The sequence below is a fragment of the Streptomyces sp. Alt3 genome, from assembly GCF_030719215.1.
Lineage (GTDB): Bacteria > Actinomycetota > Actinomycetes > Streptomycetales > Streptomycetaceae > Streptomyces > Streptomyces glycanivorans.
The window spans coordinates 8,261,107-8,280,033 of record NZ_CP120983.1; the positions used below are offsets into that span (position 1 = coordinate 8,261,107).

Here is an 18,927-nt window from a genome sequence, read left to right on the forward strand (position 1 = left end):
CGGCGGTGAGATGCAGCACCATCCGAACCGCCATCCGGTCGGCAAATCGCGCTGTACCCGTCCCCTGGTCGTGTCAGCGGACGATGCCGTGGGTCTGTGGGCCCGAGGAGGGGCGGGCGCGGGAGAGCCTTGCGGCGGTTCCGCGGGCGTTCTCGAAGGCCGCCACCGCGTCGCCTTCCTTCCGCCAGGGCGGGGCGCCGCACCACGGTCCGATCTGACGGAACTGCTCCAGGGCGCCCGCGTACAGCATCGACCTCAGCATGTGGTGGGCCAGCAGGTGCCGCAGGACCGGCAGACGCTCGTCGTCCGGCGGGACTTGCTCGAACGAAGCGGCGACCAGCTTGAGCGTGCTCCTGGACAGCGGGGTCACGGCAGCGGTACCGAAGGAGGACCCCTCGGTGAGTTCGTCGAGCGCGTGCAGGTAGATCCCGGCGAGCGGGCTGCCGGACGGAGAGTTGCGCACCGCCTTGCGCGCGAAGTGCAGCATGCGCCGGTCGCTGCCGAACCACTTGGCGCACCAGTACTGGAGCGCCTGCCAGTGACCCTCGTAGTGGTGCGGCGCGCGGGCGACGAGCCCGTCCCAGAGTGGCCTGAACGCCGCGCGAGAGTACTGCGCACCTCGAGACGCAGTGATCATGACGACCCACGGGCCCGGGTTCGCGGGGTCGAGCAGCGCTGCCTTGCGAGCTTCCTCGATGGCGGCCGGGAGCAGTGCCTTGAAACGCTCCATGTCCGAGGTCATGACCTCGTGTGCGTATCCGCTGCCTCGGATCGCCCACGCGCGGTGGACCATCAGGCTCGCGGTGAGGGTCGCGGCGTCGCAGTCGTCCGGCTCGGCGGTGCGCCAGGCATTGAGCCAGGCGTCGTCCTTCTCGGCTACGTGCTGGAGGAGCGCGAGCCTGGTCCAGCGCTCGTCCCAGTCCTCGCCTGCTTCGCCGACGTAGCGCGCTGCGGTCTTCCAGCTCCCCTGCCGGGCGGCGTCGACGACGGCTTGCCGCTCTTCCTGACGGTGCGTCGCCGGGGGAGGGCCGGGGCGTCGGGAGTCGAGTGCCTCGCGCGGAGGAAGGCCGTGATCGGTGGCGACGAAGTGATCCGCGACCCAGGTGGAGGCGCGTCGGGGGCTGATCAGGATGCGGTGGAGCCCTACGAGTAGCACTGCGAGCAAGGCTCCGAGGAAAAGTGTCACGGCGGGAGATCATTCCCGAACCGGCCACTCTCCGCAATACTTCAGGCCAACGGAATGGTGGGGTCAGTGGTGGATCGGTTGACCGCCCTCCCCGGCGGCCGAGCGCACCGTGACCGTTTGCGAGCGCGTCACGCGGCATCCACCCCCTCTCACGTCAGAGCGTGGACGTGGCCCGAGTCCACCTGTTCGAGCGCGATCCGCGCCCACCGTCCACGCGGTCTCCGGCCGCGCTCCAGCGGTCTGCCACCAGGGCAGCACCCCCGAGCCCGAGCGCACCTCGGGCTTCCGGATCATGACGGCATCAGCACATCCCTCGGTGCATCAATACAGGTGTGCGATTGTCGGTCGCGCGTGATAGTTACTACACCCACGGGTGGGGGGAGATCATCAACTACCCGTGCGATACAGCAAGGGGTGGGGATATGGCGTTGATCCGGGACTTGGGGAACACGCTGGGACGATGGACGGGCAGGCCCGTCGCGCGCGTCGACAAGGACTCCGGCGATCCGGACGCTCGGCGAGTCCGTGAGGCAGCCGAGGCCGGGGACTGGGCGACCGTACGGGACGTGCTCGACGCGCGGCCCGAGAGCGAGGACCGTACGGGCCTCCTGTGGGCCGTCGGTGACGTGTCCGGCACGGAACGGTGGATCACCGATGTCGTGGCGGCCGAGCCCCAGGCCCCGTTGCCGCGACTCGTGGCGGCCGTCCGCCACATCAGCTGGGCGTGGGAGGCCAGGACCGGCGCCCGTGCCTCGCACGTGTCCCGCGAGCAGTTCCAGCTCTTCCACGACCGGCTGGCCACGGCCGAGACCTGGCTCTACGAGGTTGCCGAGTGTGAACCCAGCTGGACCTCGCCCTGGTATGCCCTCCAGGTCACGGGCCGGGGACTCCAGGTCGAGGGGGACGTGGCACGGCGTCGCTTCGAGGCGGCCGTGCGCCGTGACCCCCGCCACCTGGGCGCGCACCAGCAGCAGTTGCAGCAAGTCTGCGAGAAGTGGGGCGGCTCCCACGAGGAGATGCACGCGTTCGCCCGTTCGTCGGCGTTCGCTGCGCCCGGGGGAGCGCTCCTCGGTCAGTTGGTCGCGGTCGCGCACCTGGAACACTGGCTCGCCCTCGACTCCGGCCCTGACTCCCGCTATATCGGGCGCCCCGAGGTGGTCGCCTCGCTCGGCGAGGCCGCAGACCACTCGATCCGCCACCCGGAGTTCGTACAGGGACGCGGCTGGCTTCAGGTCTACAACACCTTTGCCATGGCGTTCTCGCTGGCAGGCGACGTCACCTCCGCGCGGGAGTGCTTCCGAGCCACGGAGGGGCGGGTCACCGAGTTCCCCTGGAACTACCTCAACGGCTCCGACCCGGCGAAGGCGTACAAGGAGTACCGCGCCTACGCCGGAGGCTGACCGGAGCGGGACGGGAACGGGCCCGGGACGGGCACGGATCCGTCGGGACCGGGACAGAGGCCGCGTGCGGCGGATCCCAGCCCGTCCACGGCCCGTTGTCCGGAAGCCCGGGGCCCGTGCACGGACCTTCGCCATGCACGCCGTTCGGGTACGACGCACCGCGCGGCGAACCGGTCGCGTCCGGCCACACCCACGGGCCGAGTCCGGACCCACGCATGGGGTCCGGACCCGCCCTCGGGTCGATTCCAGGAACTACCCGGGCACGGTCCAAGTCCGGCCCGCCCGGAACAACCGTCACGTCCCCAGCCGTGTGCCGGACGAGGTCCGCACCATCCACGGCCCGAACTCCGAGCCCCGCCCACCCCGCCCCTGAAGCCGCCCTCCGACACACCCGATCACGACCCACCCACTCCCAGGAGCGGGCGGGCACACACCGAAGGACCGCCCCAGGTGTCCCAGTCCCAGACTTCCGAGACCTCCCCGACCGACCACACCTTCCAAGTGGATCTGCGCGGCCTGGTCGACCTGCTCTCCCACCACCTGTACTCCAGCCCCCGCGTCTATCTGCGCGAGCTGCTGCAGAACGCCGTCGACGCCATCACCGCCCGGCAGGCCCTCACACCCGGTGCCGCCGGCACGATCACCGTGCGCACCGGAGAGACACTGACCATCACGGACACCGGCATCGGCCTGTCCGAGGCCGACGTGCACCGGTTTCTCGCCACCATCGGACGCAGCTCCAAGCGGACCGTGGACGGCGCTCTCGACGGCGCGGGCCTCGACGCGGCCCGCGGCGAGTTCATCGGCCAGTTCGGTATCGGCCTGCTCGCCTGCTTCGTCGTCGCCGACGAGATCACCGTACTGAGCCGCTCCGCCGCCGACCCGGCAGCGCCCACCGTCGAATGGCGCGGCCACTCCGACGGCCGGTACACCATCCGCACCCTGCCATCCGCGACGCTTCCCGAGCCCGGCACGACCGTGAAGCTCGTCCCGCGTGCGGACAACGCCGAATGGACCAGCCCCCAGCAGGTCGTCTCCCTCGCCCGGCACTACGGCGGACTCCTGCGCCACCACGTCACCGTCATCGACCCACGCGGCGAGAGCCACCGGATCAACGCGGCGCCGCCGTGGGAGCGGACGCACCGCTCCCCGCTCGCCAAGCGGGAGGCGTACACCGCGTACTGCCGCGAGCTTTTCGACTTCGCTCCGCTCGACACAATCGAGCTCGACCTGCCGGCCGCCGGACTGCGCGGTGTCGCCTACGTCATGCCGACGACGGTCAGCCCGGCCCAGCGCGCCGGGCACCGCGTCCACCTCAAGGGCATGCTCCTCACCGACCAGGCCCCTGAACTGCTGCCCGAATGGGCGTTCTTCCTCCGCTGCGTCGTCGACACCACCAGCCTGAGACCGACCGCCTCCCGCGAGTCGCTGTACGAGGACGGCACGCTGTCCGCCGTACGGGACGCCCTCGGCGACCGGATCCGCGAGTGGCTCACCGGACTCGCGGCCCGTGACCCCGCTCTCCTGCACCGCTTCATCGACACCCACCACCTCGCGGTCAAGGCGCTCGCCCGCCACGACGACGAACTGCTGCGTATCGTGCTGCCCTGGCTGCCGTTCGAGACCACTGACGGGAACGTCACCCTGGAGGAGTTCGCGCGGACCCACCCCACGCTCCTCGTGACCCGAAGCGTCGAGGAGTTCCGTCAGGTCGCACCGATCGCCTCGGCCGCCGGACTCGGGGTCGTCAACGGCGGCTACACCTACGACCGCGACCTCGTCCACCGCCTGCCCGAGATCAGGCCCGGCACCACGGTGACCGACCTCGACCCGACCACCGTCACCGCCCACCTCGACGCCGTCGACCCCGGCGCCGAACTGCGGGCCGCCGCCTTCCTCGCGATCGCCCGCGAGACCATCGGCGTCCATGACTGCGACGTCGTCCTGCGCGACTTCCAGCCCGTCACCGCCCCCGCCCTGCTGCTCGACAACCGCGACGCCCGGCACGAACGCACCCGGTCGAGCCTCGCCGCCGACAGTGACGGCCTGTGGGCCGACATCCTCGGCTCCCTGCGCGAGGAGATCCCGCGCGCCCAGCTCGTCCTGAACCACCTCAACCCGCTGGTCCGCCAAGCCCTCACCATCGCCGAACGCGGACTCGCGGTCGCCACCGCCGAAGCCCTCTACGGCCAGGCGCTGCTGCTCAGCCGACGCCCCCTGCGCGCCGGCGAGACCGCCCTGCTCAACCGGGCCTTCATCGGCCTGCTCACCCACGCCATGCACCAGCCCGGCGAGGCGGCCCCCGGCTCCGAGCCCCGGAAGGAAATGTAGATGCTGGACACCCCCGAGGCCGTGGTCGAGGCGCTCCGCGAGAACGACGAGCGCCCCCACGGACTGGCGCGCACCGTCACCGCCGAAGAACTCGTCGAGACCGCTGAGGCCTTCGAGAAGCCCGATGTGCTCGTCACCGCGCTTCTGGAACTCATGACGGCCTACGAGTTCACCGGCGAGCACCGCAAGTCGCCCGTCGTCTTCGCCCGCATCCTCAAGCTGTGGGACACCACCCCCGAGTCCTTCAGCCCTTACGAGGCCCACCATGTCTTCTGGCGCTTCAAGTGGGTGACCACCGCGCTCCTCCAGGTGCCCGAGATACCCCTGGCATCGATCGATGGCTGGATCGACCAGATGCGCAGCCGGTACGAGGCCGCTGACCACGCCGTGCAGCCCGTGGCGGCCATGCGTTACCACCTCGCGCACCACACCGGCACCGGCGTCGCGGACGCTTACGACCTCTGGGCCACCCGCTCCCGCACCGACCTCAGCGACTGTGAGGCCTGCGAGACCCGGCACCACGCCTGGCACCGTCTGGCCGAGGGCGACGACACCGCCGCCCTCGCCGTCTGGCAGCAGGTCCTCGACCGTGAGCAGGGATGCAGCGAGGAACCCCAGATGAGCCAGGCCCGGGCGCTGCTCCCGCTGCTGCGCGCGGGACGCACCGACGAGGCGCGCTCCCACCACCTCACCGGCTACCGCAAGGTGCGCGGCGCCACCGGCATGCAGGCCGAGGTCGGCTACCACCTGGAGTTCTGCGCCCACTCCCGCAACGAGGGCCGCGGCCTGGAGATCCTGGCGGAGAACAGGCCACTCTTCGAGGCCAAGGGCGCCCCGCTGGACCACCTGCACTTCCTCACCGGCACGGAGGCGTTCCTCGCCAGGCTCGTCGATGCCGGACATGACGACACCGCCGTCGCCGGTCCGCCGGGCCGCGCCTGGACCGCCGCCGAACTCCTCACACACGTGCGCGCCGAAGCCGAGACCCTCGCCGCCGCCTTCGACACCCGCAACGGCACCACGGCCGTCGGCGACCGGCGCCGGTCCCGGCTCGCTCTCGCCCCGCTGCTTGACGAGCCCCTGCCACTCGGCCTGCGCGCGACCGTGGCCCACACCGCGTCGGTCGGCGCCGCGCCCGCCACGCCGGCTCCCGCACGGGCCGCCATCCCCGACGACTTCGCCACCCTGGTGGGCGAGGCCCGCCGCCTGGCACGGGACGGCCACCCCTTCGACGACAGGCTCTGGACACGCGTCGCCGAACGACTCGCCGACGCCACAGAGCCGTACGACGGCACCCGCGGCCCCGAGGACCTACTGGCCGCGGAACTCGCCGAACACAGGGCGCAGCAGCTCTGGTTCAAGGACCGCCACACCGAAGGAGCCGCCGAACTCGACACGGCCGTCGCGTACTTCACGCGACTGAACATGCCCTGGCACGCGCTCGCGGCCAAAGCTCGCTCTCGGGCGTTGACGGCCACCCCGGGCTCCCGCGACGACGACGGTGAAAGGACCGCACCCGACCACGCCTCGATCCGGACCGAGCTCGACGCGATGCTCCGCGAGGCGGACGAGCTGCTCACCGCGACTCCCTTCGACAGTGAGCCCCTCGGAGAGGCGGAGGCCGCCTTCGGCACCGATCTGCGTGCCGAGCGCATCCTCAGCCATCTCTCCCTCCACCACTCGGTGGCCTTCGCCGCGCACCAGGAACTGCACGCCGCTCTCTCCAGCATGGAGGAGGACCAGGAGGGGACGGGCGACCTCGACCCACTCACCGAGCGGTTCGAGCGCAGCGTCGACACCCTCTGCTCCGAGGCGGCCCGCCTCGGCTACCCCCACCAGGCCGCCAACGCTCGCCAGTTCCGCGCCGATCTGCTGGCCCGCCGCGGTGCCCTGGCCGACGCGGAACAGGAACTCCGGGCCGCTCTGCAGGAGATCGCATCCGCCGACCGGCCCTGGCGCCGACCGCGCCTGTCCATCCATCTCGCTCAGCTGCTCCTCGCCCAGGACCGGCCGCAGGAGGCGACGGACCTGCTCCACTCCGCCATCGCGGACGCCGTCGCCCACGATGACCCGACCCTCCCACTCGGCCCGACGTACCTGCTGCTCGGTCACGCCGCCACGCACCTCGACGACGCCAACGGAGCCGTACGCCACCTCTCCGAGGCCGCGGCTCGCTTCGACCAGGCGGAAGACGCCGGAAGCGCCATCGAGGCGCGCCTCCAACTCGCCGATGTCCTCGCCCGATCCGGCCGACAGGCCGACGCGGTAGCCGTCCTCGAAAATGCCCTCGTCGACGCGCCGCCCACCGTCGACGGACGCATGCTCGCCCAGGGGCGCCTGACCCTCGGCCGCGGCCTGCGCGACCTGGAGGAGTACGTCCCGGCAGCCGAGGAGCTGCTCCGCCTCGCCGACACCGTCGCGGGCTGGCCCGAGGAGGACCGGGGCGGCGTCCTCACCCTGGTGGCGGCCGAGGCGGCGACCACCCTCGCCCTCGCCGAGCGCTGGGAGGCGGCGGACACCGCGTACGAACGCGCCCTCGCCGCCCACGCCGAGGCGCCCAACCCCCCGCTGATCACCATGATGATGCGGGAGTTCGCCCGTCTCACGCTCCAGACCCGCGACAGCGCGGGCACCGGCACGGCGCTGGAGCACCTGGCCCGCGCCGACGCGGTCCTCGCCGCCCTGCCCTCCGGCGAGAAGGACTTCGCCGTCTGGTACGAACGCGGAGAGAACCACTACCGCCGCGCCCGGGTCTTCGCCGAGGCGGGCCGCTTCGACGAGGCGCTCCCGGAGGCCGAGGCCGCGATTGCCGCGCACGACGACGGCGGCGAACGTGGCGAACTCCCGCGCGCCGAGGCGGTCCGCATCGCAGCCCTGATCGAGGGCAACGGCCTCGACCGCGTCACCGAGGCCATCGCCCGTCTGACCGAGGCCTCTGCCCGCTGCCATCAGACGGGCAACCCCGAGGCGGCCGCGGTTCTGGACGCTCTTCACCAGGACCTCCGCACCCGCTGACCGGCGGGAAGAGAACGACAGGGCGCTGCGTCGGCCACCTGGCCGGCGCAGCGCACCCTGCGTGCTGACGGCCAGGGGGATATGCGGTTGACGGTCTGGAGAGCGTGCCCGATGGGTAGCTGGAGCCGAACCGCGAGAGAGTCGATGCGTTCAACGAGCCGAGGCGCGCGGCGCGCCGTGGCCGAGTTCAGGCGCTCCGGGCTGTGGTGACGTTCTCGACGAGAGTGGCGATGACCGCCTCGTCGGGGCCCGGATCAGGCTTGAACGCGGCGAGCTTCTCGGGTGGCATCGGCCCGGTGGTGTCCAGGACGTCCATCGTCACGATGACGCCTCCGACCCGCACGGCCGTCACCAGGGTCCAGGCGAAGCCTTCGCTGTCCAACCGGGACAGGGTCCGGTAGCGCAGTGCGTCCTCCCCGAGGGCCGGGACGTCCAGCGCCTCGGTCGTGACGGACGCGTTTCCGATCGCGTTGCTGAAGCTGAACCGGCTGCACGCCCCGACGGCCTCGCGCAACTGGTTCATGCGGGCCCGTGCAGCCTCCTCCTGATAGCTCATCAGGCTGGTGCTCCTGGGAGCCATGGAGGTGCCGGACCGGTACATGATCGACGAGGCTGCGGCAGCCTCCTCACCATCACCCCTGGTGGCCTCCCTCACATGCCGGCAGACCTCCGGGGAAACGGTCTCCTCGACATTGAGGGAGGAGTCCGGTTCGGCCCCGTCCCGAGAACTGCTCCCCGTGATCTCGAAACCGATGGCCTGGTCCGCGGTGAGCAGCGCGGCCTTCAGTCGGGCACCGGTCAGCGGTTCGGAGTGCTCCGCCGCCTTACCGGCTGCCGTGCTCGTCGCCGGCCCCGGCTTTCTCCCGGCTTCGGCGGGCTCGGCGCTGGCCCCGCACCCTGCGGTCAGTCCTGTCGCCGACACGAACACCACCGCCGACACCAGATATCGTCCGCTCTTCGGCCCCATCAGGTCCCCACCCTCGAACTCGCACTGTCCACATACGTCTTGGCGAACGATATCCGCGCATGCCCAGCGTCCTGACGAGCCGGTGTCGCCGTGTTCAACCATTGCGACATCACTGCCGAGGGCACGTCTGTCCCCGCATCCAGGTATGTCCGTACCCGCTGCAGCCCGCTGGGGGCACCGGACGACTGGTGGCTGCTCACCGGTGGGGGCGGGGCTTGGCCTTGGTGGCGTGGCGGGCGGCCTTGTAGGTCTCTGGCAGGAAGCGGTGCTCGATGGCGCTGCGCTTGGTGGCGGCGTCGCCGCCGACGATCTCGGCGCGCCCTTCCATCATGGCGACGAAGCCCTGGCGGGCGACCACCTTGCGGCTGTTCTTCTTCGCGCCGGTTCCGAATGCGGTGTTGTTCATGCCGGCGCGGGCGTGGAAGTCGCTGTCGGTGGCGCCGGGCATGAGGCAGGTGACGGTGACGCCGTGTTCCTTGAGTTCTTCGCGCAGTCCGAGGGCGAACATGCGGGTGAAGGCGCGGGAGGGCCCGTACACGGTCTCGTAGGGGGTGGGCAGCGTCGCGGAGAGGGAGGAGGTGATGAGGATCTTCCCTTCGCCGTGTTCGGCCATGTGCCGGGTGACGCGCTTGGCGAGGTGGACGACGGAGGTGACGTTGAGAGAGATCAGGGAGAGCTCGTCGTCCAGGCCGGTGTCGAGGAACGCGCCGCCGATGCTGCGGCCGGCGTTGAGTACCGCTGCGGCCAGGGGGCGGCCGGTCTTCTCCACCGCCTGCCACACCGTCTGGACCCCGTCGGCGTCGGCGAGGTCGGCGCGCACGGGGATGACGTGGGCGCCGTCGCGGGTGAACTGCTCGGCCGTTTCGTCGATCTTGTCGCTGCGCCCGGTGACGACGAGGTCGAAGCCGTTGAGGGCGCAGAGGCGGGCGATCTCGTAGCCGATGCCGTTGGATGCGCCGGTGACCAGGGCCAAGGGGCGTTTGGAGGGGGTGCTCACAGGCTGCTCCTGTCGTCGGAGGGGGAGTGGGACGGGCTGTCGTCCGGTTCGGGGTTGTGGTCGGGGGCGGTGGGGGTGTTCCAGTCGGCCAGCAGGCGCCAGGCCTCCTGGGAGGTGCGGTCGGGGGCCGGCATGTAGAGGAAGAGGGTCTGGCCGTCCTCGCCGGGCGGGGTCAGTGCCTGGTAGTCGATGGTCAGCTCACCGACCAGGGGGTGGTTGAAGCGTTTCTGGCCGTGGGTACGGGTGAGGACCTTGTGGTCGTCCCACCAGCGGCGGAAGTGCTCGCTCTTCATGGTCAGCTCGCCGACGAGTTCGGCGGTGCGGGCGTCGTCCGGGTACCGGCCGGCGTCCAGGCGCAGGATCGCGGTCATCTCTGCCGCGATTTGCTCCCAGTCCGGATACAGCGCGCGGGCCTCGGGGGTCAGGACGATCCAGCGGGTGAGGTTGCGCTCGCGGTAGGGCATGGCGTCGAAGTCGGCGATCAGGACCCGGCACAGATGGTTGATGGCCAGGATGTCACCGCGCTTGCCCAGGATGAACGCGGCATGGTCGTTGAAGGAGTCCAGGAGCCGCAGTAGGCCGGGACGGGCGCGCTGCACGCCGGGTGCGGCGCGGCGCGCGCGGCGGCCGGGCTTGGCCTTGACGAGGTCGTGCAGGTGCGTCCGCTCCGCGTCGTCCAGGCGCAGGGCATCGGCGACGGCATCCAGCACGCTGTCGGAGGGGGTGATGTTGCGGCCTTGTTCGAGACGGATGTAGTAGTCGGTGCTCACTCCGGCGAGCTGGGCGACCTCTTCACGGCGCAGACCAGGCACGCGGCGGTAGGCACCGCGCTCCGGGAGGCCGAGCGACTCGGGGTCGATGCGGTCCCGGCAGCGGCGCAAGAACTGGGTGAGGTCCACGTTGCCGGCCATGACTCCATCCTCCCGCCCGGTCATGAGCGTCGCGATCGCGGTGGGTGGGTCGCTGCGTCCTAGGAAACCGTGTCCCCGGGTCGAAGCGGCCCCGGAACCGCAGGCTGGAGGCCGCGCCGACGGTGGTTTTCCGGATGAGGCACCCGGTCGGCCGGGGGTGCGGCACGGCCTCAGGCGGCTGTAGGGACCGGACCCTCCCGGCAGGCGGCCAAGGGTTCCGACCATTTGAAATAATTCACGATGCGATGATTTTTTCGATGACCACCTGGCAGATCACGGGCTGTTCCACCGGCTTCGGCCGCGGGCTCGCCGCCACCGTGCCGGCCCGCGGCGCCCCGCCGTCGTTACCGCACGGCCGACCCCGGCGCAGGGCAGAAACCTCGGCCCCCCGCTCCGTGGCACCCGAGGTGGGGCGCAGGTGCGATGCGGGGCGGTGCGGGACACTCAGGTGGGCATGGGCTCGGAGTAGTGCCGGAAGGCGCCGCGCTCGGTGTGGACGGTGTACAGGCGCTCGGCCAGTGCTTGGGGGCTGGAGTGCTCGGCGTCCGGGTGGATGGCGCCGGGGACGATCAGCTGAGCGACGTGGATGTTCTCCGGCGCGAGGACGTCGTGGAGCATCGCCGCGTAGGCACTCTCTGCGGCGAACGCGACCGAGGTGCCGGCCACGCGAGGGTTCGGGCGCACGGCACTGCCGCCGTTGACGAAGAGCAGTGTGCCCCGGCCCAGCTCCCGCATCCCCGGCAGGACTGCATGCAGGCAGGTCACCGGGCCTTTGACCGAGAATGCCAGCGGATCGTCCAGGTCCGCAGCGGTCGTCTCCAGGACCGGCTTCATGAAGTCACCGCGGGGCACGGGGCTGAACTGGAGGATCTCGACGGGCCCGAGTGTGTCGGCGGCCTCGCGCAGGGCGGCGGTCAGGGAGGCAGGGTCCAGGACATCGGCGGTGAACCCGCGGGCGTGGATGTTCTCGCGAGCCAGTTCCGCGGCCAGGTCGTCCTGGTGCCGGGCGTTGCGCGAGATGAGGGCGACGTGGTGGCCGGCAGTGCCGAAGCGGTGGGCGGCGGCCAGGCCCAGGCCGGGGCCGGCGCCGATGAGGGCGAAGGTGGTCACAGGGTTCCTCCTTGGTTGAGGCAGTGGTCAGGGCGGCGGTGTCCTGGTCGGCGACGGGGAGCGAGCCCGGGCACGACGTCGTCACCCTCGTCGATGACTTTGTTCGGGTCGAGCCGGCCCTGAAACGGGGCCGAAGAGGCCGGGCAGGTAGCGGTGCAGGTGGAACGGATTCAGTGGGTGGTGAAGCCGCCGTCCACGGGGAGGGCGACGCCGACGACGAAGGAGGCGGCCGGACTGCACAGCCACAGGGCGGCGGCGGCGATCTCTTCGGCGGTGCCCAGGCGGCCGATGGGCTGCTGCTTCATGATCTCGGCCTGGCCCTCGAGCATGCCGGCGACCATCGGGGTCTCGATGACGCCGGGGCACACGGCGTTGACGCGGATGCCCTTGGGGGCGTACTCGACGGCGGCGCTCTTGGTCAGGCCGATCACTCCGTGCTTGGAGGCGTGGTACGCGGCGCGTTCGGGCAGGCCGACCAGGCCGCCGAGGGAGGAGCAGTTGACGATCGCGCCGGAGCCCTGGATGCGCATCTGCCGCAGTTCGTGCTTCTGGCACGTCCAGATGCCGCGCAGGTTGACCGCGTTGACGCGATCGAAGTTCGCAGCCGTCTCGTCGGCGGCGTCGGTAGGCGGAACCTGGATGCCGGCGTTGTTGAAGGCCATGTCCAGGCGTCCGAAGGCTTCCACGGTGCGGGCGACCATGGCGGCGGCCTGGTCCTCGTCGGCCACGTCGCAGCCGATCCCGATGGCCTGATGGCCGGCGGCGGTCAGTTCCTGCGCCGCGCGTTCGGCGGCCTTCTGGTCGAGGTCGGCGAGCGCGACAGCGGCGCCGGCCTGTGCAAAGGCACGGGCGGTGGCCAGGCCCATGCCGGAGGCGGCGCCGGTGACGAGGGCGACCTGGCCGGTGAAGTCGTAGGTGGGGTTCATCAGTGAAGAATCCTGTTCGGTGATCGGGATGTGCGGGGGGCTGCGGCGCCGCCATCGGGCGGCGCCGCACGGGTCGGTTCAGGGGTGCAGGAGGACCTTGGTGGCGCGGCGCCGTACCAGCCGGTGCCGAGCACATCGGAGGCGGCCAGCGGCGAGGGGATCAGCTCCTCGTGCGGCTGACCTGCGGTGGCGACGAGGGTGGGTCGTCGAGATTCCGAACCGGACATCTCCGGCGGTGTGCACGACTACTTCACGCATGGTGGCTCTCCTTGCTGCGTGTCCCAGCGCCCGGGGGGCCTGTATGTGATCAGGAGTGCACAGCTTTCTAGGAAATCTATCGAAATATCCTGTTTTGGTGTTGTGGTGGCGCCGTCCCGCGATTGGTGCCCTGGTCGAGGGCGGGCCGGGTGCGACGGAGCTGAACCAGCGCGATGGTGATCGTGGGGATGAGGGTCAGAGCGGCGATGGCGGCGCCGATCAGGGGCGGCCCGGCTGTGTGGAAGGGCGAGTCGAGGGTGAGCCCGGCGATCCAGGAGCCGGCCGCGGTGCCGAGGTTGAAGGCCGACACGGTCAGGGCGGAGCCCAGCGTGGGGGCTTTGCCTGCGAAGCGGACGCCGAGGGCGATCAGTACCGGGGTACCGAGGAAGCCGACCAGCCCGAGCAGGGCCACGAGCACCACCGTGGGGGCGGCCGAAGCCGACAACAGGCCCAGGGCCAGCAGGGCCGCCGAGCTGGATCCCGCGGCCAGGATGGTGGTCGCGTAGGGGCGGACGTCGCCGGCCCGGCCGCCGATGAGGAACCCGGCCAGGGCGCCCGCACCGAATCCGACGAGGACGAGGGGTACGAGGCTCCCGGCGATCCCCGCCCGGTCGGTCAGTAGCGGAGCGATGTAGGTGTATGTGCCGAGCACCCCGGCGTTCGTGGTCGCGCAGGCCACCAGCACCAGCCAGAGCCGGCCCGAGCGCAGCGCGGACAGCTCCGAGCGGATCGACACCGTCTGCCTTCCGCGGGGCTCGTTCGGGACCGAGCGCGCGATCAGCCCTGTCGCGGCCACCGCCAGGACGGCCAGGATCCAGAAGGGTCCGCGCCAGCCCACCAGCTGTCCGGCGAAAGCGCCGAGCGGAACACCGACGACGTTGGCGAGCATGGCACCGGAACCAACCACCCCGACGGCCCGCGAGCTCGCGGCCGGGTCGGCCGCCCGGGTGGCCACGACGTTCGCCACCGCCCAGAACGCCCCGGTCGCCAGTGCGGTCAGGAACCGCGCTGCGAGCAGCAGCCCGAAACTGTCACCGACCGCGGCGATCACATGTCCCGCGGCGAAGACGCCCAGGGCCAGTACCAGCGTCCACCGGGCGGGCAGCCGAAGGGTCAGCATCGACATCAGGGGCGCACCGATGATCATCCCGACCGCGAACACCGTGATCGCCAGGCCGGCCCGGGCCACGCTCACCTGCAGGTCGCCCGCGATCTCCGGCAGCAGACCCGCCACGACGAACTCGGTCGTGCCCATCAGGAACGTCCCCAGGGCCATCACGTAGACCACGCCGGGAAGCCGGCGGGAGGCAGGTGGCCTTTCCGCGACGCGTTCGTCGACGGGGGCCTGGAGGGTCGCTCCTTGCATGCTGGTGCTCCAAAAGGGGTGTCACTGCGGGATTACGCATCCCAGGAAACCGGCATTCAAGAAGGGGGGCGAGGCACTGATGAAGGGTGTACTGGCAGTACATCGCCGGGTCGGGAGCACGACGGGCGCGGGACGGCTCGGCTGTTCTGTTGTTGGTGTCGTACCGCGATGCGTATTCGTGGCGAACGGATCGAGTCGACGTGAATGCCGCGGCTTCCGATGGCGAAGCGCTGAGAGAGGATCATGTCGTGATCGTTGGCAGCAGGCCCCTTCCCCCCGCTCCTGCCGCGCCTTCATCAACTTCTCGAACCGGCCCGTTCGGGAGCCGGTGAACGTTTCCACCCGCAAATGGCTCAGCCCGCAACACCCGACCCACGCAACAGGAATGCTCTGTCCTGGGCGTTCAGCAACAAGCGCCAGCCGATAGCGTCGGATGGGCCGAAGCAGGTGGCGGCTGCGGAGGCTGCCACCTGCTTCTGCGCCTCTAGGGCTGCTGCTGGAAGGTCATGGTCATCGCGTCGGGCTTGACAGTGACTACGGCCTGAGCCTTAGGGGGGCGCGAGGTGAGTTCCAACCGTGGCCACGTCTGAAGAATGGTGGCCAAGATGATCTGCAGCTCTGTCCAGGCGAAGTTCTCGCCGATGCACTTGCGTCGGCCGTCGCCGAAGGCGAGGAACGATCCTCGTGTGAGGTGGGCACGCTCGGCTGTCCAGCGGTCCGGGTCAAATGCTTCGGGCGCGGGGAAGAAGGCCGGGTCGTGCTGGTGAAGGTAGGGGCTCCACACGACATCGGCGCCCTGGGGGATGTGGTGCCCTCCGAGGTCGACGTCCCGCGTGGCCGACCGGGTCACCATCCACGCAGGGCCGTACTTGCGAATGCTCTCCTGCAGCACCATTCGCGCGTAGGGGAGGTTGTCGAGGTCGTCGTGCACCAGGGGGCGGCCGGGGCACACGGCGGCGATCTCGGCGCGAAGCCGCTTTTCCACCTGGGGGTTCCGGGATATCTCGTAGAGCGTCCAGGCCAAGGTGGTTCCGGTCGTCTCGATCGCGCCGGTCAAGAGCGTGATCGCCTCGTCCTGCAGCTGCTGGTGTGTGAGTGGATGCTCCGCGTTGAGAAGGGTGTCGAACAATCCGGCCTCCTGCTGTGCCGGGGGATCGTGGGGGCACGCGGGGGGTTGGGGTAGCTCGGCTGCGGGACGGTGAGCGGGCGCGGAGGCTGTGCGGTGCTCGATGGCCTGGTCGACGAGCTCACGGAGGCGCCGGACGCGTTCTGCGTGCGCCCGGTGTGCTGGCAGGGGCAACCGCGTCAGCCAGGAGGGAAGGACGGTCTGCCGAATCGTTCCTTTCATGATTTCGGGCATGAGGGCGGTGAACTCGCCCTGCAGGTGGGCAGGGAGGCCGTCGCCGAACAGGGCGACGAGGAAGACAGCGAGGGCGACATCGTTCATGTCCGCGAAGACGTCGCGACGGCTTTCTTCCGGCCAGGAGGTGACCATCGCGCGCACCTGGTCGATCATGGCGGGGCCGCGGGTCGCGATGTGCGCCTTGTTGAACATCGGCTGCATGAGGCGCCGCTGACGGAGGTGGGCGTCACCGTCGGCGACGGTGGCCAGGCCGTCACCGAAGAAGACGCGCAAGGCGTCGATGATCTTGCCGCCCTTGGCGAAGTCCGCTGCTTCTGTCACGAGCACGCGTCGGGTGAGCGCGGGGTCGGTGACGACATAGGCGGGCGTCGGGCCTATGCGTATACGCACGACGCTGCCGTGCTCACGAAGTGAGGTGATGAACGGCAGGGGATCGCGGGCGAGTCGGTGTACATGGCCGATCAAGGGGAGGCCGCCGGGCGCGGCCGGTGTGGGGGACGACGGCGCGGTGGGGGGATGCATGGTGTCATCTGCTCCTGACGTGGGGGGTCCGGACTGCGGCCCATGCATTCCCATGATCACATCACCGGATGCCACTGACCTTCGATCTTTGCGACAGATGGCTGGGGTGTGATATAGGCTCGCCGGACGATGAAGCGCGGTGCACAGACCTCGCTCCGGTGGTGACCGCTCGTGCCGACCGTCAGACGTGCAGCCAGGACATGGCCGACCTCCTGCCCTCGGTACCGGTGGCGCACTGCTGGCACCTGGGAGGGGTGGCGACGAAACTGCGGCGGCAGCTGTCTGCGGATGCGATCGAGTCGCCCTCGCCGGCACCGGGGTACGAGGCGAGTGACCTGGACGCGCTGTTCGGCGGTCAGCTCGCCGCGGGCCTCGGAAATGGAAACGCCCGTCCTCGGTGACACCGTCGAGGGTGATGTAGCCGCCGTCAATTCGGTAGGAGCACGATCCAGACCTGCCCGGTCGCGAACGTCATCGGTTTGCCGTCCCTGGTGGTGAAGCCGGTGGCTGACTCGGCGGTGTCGCGCTGCCATGTCACGTCGTACGACTTGCCGTCACGCAGGACCACAGCCGAGCCGGAACCCACGGTCGCGCTGAACGGCGAGGTGTTGCCTCCTCGGTCCCGGAAGCGGGAAGGCTGCACGTCCACGTTCTGCAGGACCACTGTGGCTGCTGCGAGCCGGTCCCCGGAGGACGTACGGGCGGGGGTTCCGTCCATGCTCACCAGCCACTCGTCCCGGTCCAAGGCCCAGGTGAAGGTGAACCGTGCCGAGGGGTAGGACACGCTTCGCTCGTTGACGGGGGTGCCGCCCGGGGGCGGCGCGGCGAAGCGGAGCCCGATGTCCTCGGCCGCGTTCACCCCGGTGGAGGCGTGCTGGACCTTCCCCGGGCGCAGATACAGATTGTGTGGTGCGGCGCGCTCCCCACCACGGAAATAGGCGTCCGGTGCCTTCGACGGCGGCAGCGCATCGAGGGGGGCAGCTTCGATCGACGGCTGGAGAGCGGACTGGGCGCCCGAGTACGCAAGCGTGGGCTCGTCGAACTGCCGGAGCAGCTCCAGATCCGTTTCGCGAGCACTGCGTACGGGGCCGACGACGGGCGGCAGGCCGGAGGAGTAGGCGGCGAGTATGCGACTGAGGCCTGCCTCCACCTGCTCCACGTAGACGATGTCTGCCTTCTCGAGTCCGGTCGGCGGCCGGGCCGCGGCGACGTTGTCGATCTTCACGGCGAGCACCTCGGCGCGTGCTCCGGATGTCATCTTCCCTCCGCCCGGGCTGCCGCAGGCCGCGGCGATGACGAGCGTGAGCGCGGCGAGCGCGGCGGCGGCCGGTCTGTTCGTTCTGGAGGTAGGCATGGCTGGCGCCCCTTTCGAGCCGACTCTGCGGCATCGGCGCGTGTCTGCTGCGGCGAAGACTTTCTTGTCCATCATCACGTAGGAGACCGGCCGGAGCGTCTCGGGCGCGATGCTCTCTTCTCGGAATTCGACCAGTCCTTCCGAAGCTCGGCGACCGTCGATACGCCTCGTGGAAGCTTGAGCACCAGCTAGTCGAACAGGTCGTGCACCAAGCCTGCGGGTCTCGCCACCTTTTCCCCGCCCAGGCCCCTGGTTGTCTGGCGCCGCCGCTGTCGGAGGCCCCAGCTACGGTTTCCAGGTGAACGGATCGAATGCGCCAGCCGACGTACCCACCCACCACGGCGCGTTGTTGCCTCTCCTGGGTGCCGACCAGGCGGTCATCGACTTCTTCGTCGGCGTCGCGGATCTCGACGCGACGGACCCGGCCGACCAGGAACTGGAGGACGGGGTCCGGCTTGCCTCCGGAGCCCGGCTGGAGCAGTTTGCGCGCGCGGGCTCAGGTGACGCGTTCTGCTTCGTCGGCGAGGGCGGAGAGGAACGCCCCGTGGTGTACGTCAGCCTCGACGGGGAGGCCGGACCGCTCGCCCTCGGACTGCCGGAGTTGGTGCGGCTGTGTCTGGTGGCACCGTGGTGGCGGGACGCTCCCGGACGGACGGCCGGAGAACTCCAGGCGGTCGCCGAGGAGTACCGGGAGGACATGCCCGGCCTCGACCGCCGACGCGACCGCGCGGCCCGGGCGCTCGGCCTCGATCCGGCGGGACTGACGTCCGCGGCGGCAGCCCTGGCCCGGCTCGTGGAACTCTCCCGAGGACCGGTTGCCGCGGCCTGCCGCGTCGTCGGGTCCGAGGGCGATCCGCTTGATCCCCTGTTCGCCAGCACCCTCAGTTGACGCTCCCAGGCCTCGAACGCGAGGACCGGGGCGACGGGCAGCACGTTGCTGCTGTCACAGTCGGGCCGGCGTTCACCAGGTCGCGCACGCTGGGGCAGACGCCGGAGGTTTCTTCCCGGAACCGGGTCGTGCGCGGGAGGGCCAGCCACCATGGCGCCCTCCATGCGGTAGGTGCCCGGATTGACGTGGTCGTCCTCGCCGGCGGCCCACGGGTTTGGAGCCCCTGCCGTGGACCTCGGTGTTCCGGACCTTCGCGCATGCGCTGTGGACGGTGGTGCCGCCGACCGGGTGGCGCTTCTCGCGGTCGGTCACCTTCTCGGTGATCACCCATC

At 70.5% G+C, this 18,927-nt stretch carries 14 protein-coding genes; 5 read left to right on the forward strand and 9 right to left on the reverse strand.

The features are described 5' to 3' along the window. Positions 1 to 73 precede the first annotated feature (73 nt). Positions 74 to 1,156 carry a hypothetical protein gene (locus P8A20_RS36660; protein WP_261988541.1) on the reverse strand — a complete coding sequence of 361 codons (1,083 nt, stop codon included), beginning with the start codon at positions 1,154 to 1,156 and terminating at the stop codon, positions 74 to 76. A 452-nt stretch (positions 1,157 to 1,608) separates the two neighbouring features. Here P8A20_RS36660 and P8A20_RS36665 point away from each other — a divergent pair, with 452 nt between their 5' ends. The 3 genes from P8A20_RS36665 (at position 1,609) to P8A20_RS36675 (ending at position 7,932) form a co-directional block, all read left to right on the forward strand. Next, the gene (locus P8A20_RS36665) at positions 1,609 to 2,586 is read left to right on the forward strand and encodes a hypothetical protein (RefSeq protein ID WP_306105061.1); all 978 of its coding nucleotides are present in this window, start codon (positions 1,609 to 1,611) and stop codon (positions 2,584 to 2,586) included. A 450-nt stretch (positions 2,587 to 3,036) separates the two neighbouring features. Then, positions 3,037 to 4,917, forward strand: a complete 1,881-nt coding sequence (locus tag P8A20_RS36670) for an HSP90 family protein (RefSeq protein ID WP_306105062.1) — start codon at positions 3,037 to 3,039, stop codon at positions 4,915 to 4,917. Beyond that, positions 4,918 to 7,932 (forward strand): hypothetical protein, encoded by a 3,015-nt coding sequence (locus P8A20_RS36675; protein WP_147958103.1) that lies wholly within the window; start codon positions 4,918 to 4,920, stop codon positions 7,930 to 7,932. It abuts the gene before it with no gap. A gap of 187 nt (positions 7,933 to 8,119) precedes the next feature. Here P8A20_RS36675 and P8A20_RS36680 read toward each other — a convergent pair whose 3' ends face one another. The 7 genes from P8A20_RS36680 to P8A20_RS36710 all read right to left on the reverse strand — a co-directional run bounded on the left by P8A20_RS36680 (position 8,120) and on the right by P8A20_RS36710 (position 16,352). Next, positions 8,120 to 8,899, reverse strand: coding sequence for a hypothetical protein (locus P8A20_RS36680; RefSeq protein WP_147958104.1), 780 nt, complete (start codon positions 8,897 to 8,899; stop codon positions 8,120 to 8,122). Between the two features lie 196 nt (positions 8,900 to 9,095). Beyond that, positions 9,096 to 9,896, reverse strand: coding sequence for an SDR family NAD(P)-dependent oxidoreductase (locus P8A20_RS36685; protein ID WP_306105063.1), 801 nt, complete (start codon positions 9,894 to 9,896; stop codon positions 9,096 to 9,098). Continuing rightward, positions 9,893 to 10,807, reverse strand: a complete 915-nt coding sequence (locus tag P8A20_RS36690; RefSeq protein ID WP_306105064.1) for a helix-turn-helix transcriptional regulator — start codon at positions 10,805 to 10,807, stop codon at positions 9,893 to 9,895. Before P8A20_RS36690 ends, P8A20_RS36685 begins: the two co-directional genes overlap by 4 nt. Positions 10,808 to 11,251: 444 nt before the next feature. Beyond that, positions 11,252 to 11,917: an SDR family NAD(P)-dependent oxidoreductase gene (locus P8A20_RS36695; RefSeq protein WP_306105065.1), complete on the reverse strand. Its 666-nt coding sequence runs from the start codon at positions 11,915 to 11,917 to the stop codon at positions 11,252 to 11,254. 170 nt (positions 11,918 to 12,087) lie between these two features. Next, positions 12,088 to 12,843, reverse strand: coding sequence for a glucose 1-dehydrogenase (locus tag P8A20_RS36700; protein WP_306105066.1), 756 nt, complete (start codon positions 12,841 to 12,843; stop codon positions 12,088 to 12,090). A gap of 334 nt (positions 12,844 to 13,177) precedes the next feature. Continuing rightward, positions 13,178 to 14,467, reverse strand: coding sequence for an MFS transporter (locus tag P8A20_RS36705; protein WP_306105067.1), 1,290 nt, complete (start codon positions 14,465 to 14,467; stop codon positions 13,178 to 13,180). 484 nt (positions 14,468 to 14,951) lie between these two features. Next, positions 14,952 to 16,352, reverse strand: coding sequence for a cytochrome P450 (locus P8A20_RS36710; protein WP_306105068.1), 1,401 nt, complete (start codon positions 16,350 to 16,352; stop codon positions 14,952 to 14,954). A 161-nt stretch (positions 16,353 to 16,513) separates the two neighbouring features. Between P8A20_RS36710 and P8A20_RS36715 the strand changes: the two genes are divergently transcribed. After that, positions 16,514 to 16,753 carry a hypothetical protein gene (locus P8A20_RS36715; protein ID WP_147961019.1) on the forward strand — a complete coding sequence of 80 codons (240 nt, stop codon included), beginning with the start codon at positions 16,514 to 16,516 and terminating at the stop codon, positions 16,751 to 16,753. Positions 16,754 to 16,779: 26 nt separating this feature from the next. On the opposite strand, the gene P8A20_RS36720 is transcribed toward P8A20_RS36715, so the two are convergent. Then, positions 16,780 to 17,706 (reverse strand): DUF3048 domain-containing protein, encoded by a 927-nt coding sequence (locus tag P8A20_RS36720; RefSeq protein WP_306105069.1) that lies wholly within the window; start codon positions 17,704 to 17,706, stop codon positions 16,780 to 16,782. 298 nt (positions 17,707 to 18,004) lie between these two features. Between P8A20_RS36720 and P8A20_RS36725 the strand changes: the two genes are divergently transcribed. Then, entirely contained in the window at positions 18,005 to 18,595 is a 591-nt protein-coding gene (locus P8A20_RS36725) for a hypothetical protein (protein WP_306105070.1), read from the forward strand. Positions 18,596 to 18,927: the final 332 nt, after the last annotated feature.